Raw genomic sequence first — 3,923 nt, 5'->3', positions numbered from 1 at the left:
GCTGAGCGGCTCGATCCAGGCCGTGCCGCGCTATCCCGGCGCCAGCGACTACACGGCCGTCGGCTATCCCTCGATCGATATCCGCCGGGTGGGCGAGCCGCGCCGCTTCTCGACGCCGGATGACGGGTTCAGCCTGTCGCTGTTCGACACCGAGTCGTTCCGGATCGGCCCGACCGCGCGCTTCGTGCCGGGGCGCTATTACGGCGACGACCGGCGGCACCTGTACGGCTTCCGCGACGCCCGCTTCGCGGTGGAGCCGGGCGTGTTCGCGGAGTTCTACCCGGTCTCGTTCATCCGGACCCGCGTCGAGGTGCGCCAGGGCCTCTACGGTCACCACGGCACGGTCGGCTCGGTGGCGGCCGACTACCTGATCCCCGCGGAGAAGTTCCTGTTCTCCATCGGGCCGCGCCTGAACATCGGCGATGCCAGCTACGCCCGGAAGTATTTCGGCGTCTCCCCGATCGAGGCGGCGCTGAACGGGCGCGTCACCCCCTACGACCCGCGCAGCTTCTACTCGGCGGGCGTGCTCGGCGGCGTGACCTACACGCAGAGCGAGACCTGGGCCTACACGGCCTATGCCGGCTATACCCGCATCCTGGGCGCCTCCGGCAACAGCCCGCTCGTGCGTCGACCCTTCGGCAATCCCAATCAGTACCAGTTCGGCCTGCGGATCGATTACGCCTTCCGGATGCCTGCGCTGTTCTGAGCCGCACGCACGGCTTGCACCGGTCGCACCCGGGCCCGACATCCCGGCGATACGACGGAAGGCGATACGGCTGATGGAGGCCCGGATGGACGAGACGCGCACCGACCTGCTGATGCGGGTGGAGGGGATGACCTGCGACGGCTGCGCCGCCGCGGTGACCCGCACGGTGAAGCGGATCGATCCCGCGGCCGACGTGCAGGTCGACCGGGACGCCGGGCGGGTGGCGATCCGCACCGGCGCGCAGGCGCTCACCCTCGCCGAGGCCCTGACCAAGGCCGGCTACACCGCGACGGCCATGACGGGCTGACGCCGAGTCGGGTCCCGGAACGCCGGATCCGGGGTGTCGGGCTGCGGCAGCAGACGTCGCGGCGCTCCATCGTCCTGGCCAAGCCGTCATCCTAGCCAAGCAGGCGTCCTGACCGAGCAGGTATCGGGACGATGATGGCCGGCCTCCGAGGAACCCCACTCAGGAGCGGCTCAGGAACATCCCCGTCAGCAGCAGGGCAAAGCCCGCGAGGCCGAACAGCCCTTCCTTGCGCTGGGTGCGGTCGAGGAAATGGGCGGCGGCGCCGGCCGCGCAGCAGGCGGCCCCCAGACCGATCGTCAGGGACGACATGTCGAATCTCCTCATCCCGCGTCGCCCCGCGACGCGGCGAAACAGCCCCTCTCGTGAGCCTGCCGGACGGCGCTGTCCGTTCAGGATGAAGTCACGGCGCAAGACTTGCACGGTCCGGGGTGACTGGCAAGCGACGATAGCCAAGTCCTCACGCATCCTCCACGAGCAATGCTTGAGGTGACGATAGATCTCGGCGCCTCGATCGCACCGAATATCGTATCCATTTGCGGCTTCGACCGGCGACTAGGACGGAGGCCGCGTCTGGCGAAGGACGACGGGGATGCGTTGACCGCCGCGCCCGCCCCCGCTTAGACCTCCCGGAAGAACCGCCGCCCCCGGGCTCGAGTCCGGAGGACAGCGGGTGTGCGTCACCCGCATCCGCGGCGGGATGTCTGCGAAAGGCTGCTCGTCACCCCATGCTCACCACCTCCTCCGCCCGGTTCGACGTCGCGGTCGTCGGCGGCGGCCATGCCGGCGTCGAGGCCGCGGCCGCGGCCGCGCGCTGCGGCGCGCGCACGGCGCTGGTCACCCACGATCCGGCGACGATCGGGGCGATGTCGTGCAACCCGGCCATCGGCGGTCTCGGCAAGGGCCATCTCGTCCGCGAGGTCGACGCCCTGGACGGGCTGATGGGTCGCGTCGCCGACGCGGCGGGCATTCAGTTCCGCCTGCTCAACCGTCGCAAGGGGCCGGCGGTGCGCGGCCCCCGGACCCAGGCCGACCGCAAGCTCTACGCCGCCGCCATGCAGGCCGCCGTCGCCGAGACCGCGGGACTCACGGTGATCGCGGGCGCCTGCGAGGATCTGACCTTCGACGCGGATGGCCACCTCTGCGGCCTCGGTCTGGCGGATGGGCGCACCCTCGCCTGCGGCGCAGTGGTGCTGACCACCGGCACCTTCCTGCGCGGGCTGATCCATATCGGCGAGCGGCAGATCCCGGCGGGCCGGGTCGGTGAGGCGCCGGCGATCGGGCTGGCGCAGACCCTCGACCGCCTCGGCCTTCGCCTCGGCCGCCTGAAGACCGGTACGCCCCCGCGCCTCGACGGACGGACCATCGATTGGTCGGGCCTGGAGATGCAGGAGGCCGACGCCGAGCCGGTGCCGTTCTCGACGCTCACCGAGCGGATCACGACGCCACAGATCCGCTGCGGCATCACCCGGACGAGCCAGGCCGTCCATGACTTGATCCGCGCCAACCTGCACCGCTCGCCGATGTATTCCGGCGGGATCGCCAGCCGGGGCCCGCGCTACTGTCCATCGATCGAGGACAAGGTCGTGCGCTTCGGCGACCGGGAAGGGCACCAGATCTTCCTGGAGCCCGAAGGCCTCGACGATCCGACGATCTACCCGAACGGCATTTCCACGGCGCTGCCGGAGGAGGTCCAGCACGATCTCGTCCGCCTGATCCCCGGGCTGGAGCGGGCCGCGATCCGCCGGCCGGGCTACGCCATCGAGTACGATTACGTCGATCCCCGGGAACTCGATGTCGGCCTGCAGGTGAAGCGCCTGCCGGGCCTGTTCCTGGCCGGCCAGATCAACGGCACCACGGGCTACGAGGAGGCGGCCGGCCAGGGGCTGGTGGCCGGCCTCAACGCCGCTCGGCACGCGGGCGGCCGCAGCATCGTGGGCTTCGACCGGGCCGAGTCGTATCTCGGCGTGATGATCGACGACCTCGTGACCCAGGGGGTCAGCGAGCCCTACCGGATGTTCACCTCGCGCTCGGAGTATCGGCTGTCCCTGCGGGTCGACAATGCCGACGCCCGGCTGACGCCGCGGGGGATCGCGCTGGGCTGCGTCGGCGGAGACCGGGCGGCCCATTACGCGGCCGGACAGGCGGCCCTGGACGAAGCCCGCGCCCGCCTCGAAGCCGTGAGCCTGACGCCGAGCCAGGCCGCGTCCCATGGGATCAGCCTGAACCGCGACGGCATCCGCCGCACGGGCTTCCAGCTGCTGGCCTATCCGGAGATCGCGTGGTCCGATCTGGCGGCGGTGTGGCCGGACCTCGCGGATGTCGCCCCGCGGATCGCCGACCGGATGAAGACCGACGCTACCTACGCGGTCTATCTCGATCGTCAGAACGCGGACATCGCGGCCTTCCGCCGGGACGAGGCGGTGCGCCTGCCGCCGGCCCTGGATTACGCGACGATCAGCGGGCTCTCCAACGAGATGCGGGTGAAGCTCGAGACCGTGCGCCCCGGGACCCTCGGACAGGCGGCGCGGATCGAGGGCGTGACGCCGGCGGCCCTGACCCTGCTGGCCGCGCATGCGCGGCGCGGCGCCCGATCGGTCCCGGTCGCGGCCCCCGTGGACCCGCTTTCGGCATGAGCGATCCGGATCGCGCCCGCGTCCTCGCGGCTGCCGGTGTTTCACGTGAAACAGCCGAGCGGCTCGACCTCTACGTGGCCCAGCTGCGGCGCTGGCAGCCCATCAAGAACCTCGTCGGCCCGGCGACGCTGACGGAGGTCTGGAGCCGCCATATCGACGACGCGCTCCAGCTGCTCGACCTGGCACCGGAGGCGCGCACGTGGCTCGATCTCGGCTCCGGCGCGGGCATCCCCGGCCTGATCCTGGCCATCGCCGGCCAGGAGCGCGGCATCCGGGT

At 71.3% G+C, this 3,923-nt stretch carries 5 protein-coding genes; 4 read left to right on the top strand and 1 reads right to left on the bottom strand.

The features are described 5' to 3' along the window. On the top strand, window positions 1–706 hold a 706-nt coding region (locus I53_RS18585; protein ID WP_043353344.1), incomplete at its 5' end, for a MipA/OmpV family protein. A gap of 85 nt (window positions 707–791) precedes the next feature. After that, window positions 792–1,013 carry a heavy-metal-associated domain-containing protein gene (locus I53_RS18580; protein ID WP_043353346.1) on the top strand — a complete coding sequence of 74 codons (222 nt, stop codon included), beginning with the start codon at window positions 792–794 and terminating at the stop codon, window positions 1,011–1,013. A gap of 159 nt (window positions 1,014–1,172) precedes the next feature. Here I53_RS18580 and I53_RS34050 read toward each other — a convergent pair whose 3' ends face one another. Further along, window positions 1,173–1,322: a hypothetical protein gene (locus tag I53_RS34050; protein WP_164706362.1), complete on the bottom strand. Its 150-nt coding sequence runs from the start codon at window positions 1,320–1,322 to the stop codon at window positions 1,173–1,175. Between the two features lie 416 nt (window positions 1,323–1,738). Between I53_RS34050 and mnmG the strand changes: the two genes are divergently transcribed. Both mnmG and I53_RS18570 read left to right on the top strand, forming a co-directional pair. After that, a complete protein-coding gene (gene mnmG / locus I53_RS18575) occupies window positions 1,739–3,646 on the top strand; it encodes a tRNA uridine-5-carboxymethylaminomethyl(34) synthesis enzyme MnmG (protein WP_043353342.1) in 1,908 nt (635 codons plus the stop codon). Further along, window positions 3,643–3,923: RsmG family class I SAM-dependent methyltransferase (locus tag I53_RS18570; protein ID WP_043353340.1), on the top strand; the 281-nt coding region annotated here is incomplete at its 3' end. The genes mnmG and I53_RS18570, both read left to right, overlap by 4 nt.

The sequence above is a fragment of the Methylobacterium sp. B1 genome (assembly GCF_000333255.1).
Taxonomy (GTDB): Bacteria; Pseudomonadota; Alphaproteobacteria; order Rhizobiales; family Beijerinckiaceae; genus Methylobacterium; species Methylobacterium fujisawaense.
This window is presented reverse-complemented; position numbering and strand designations above follow the sequence as displayed.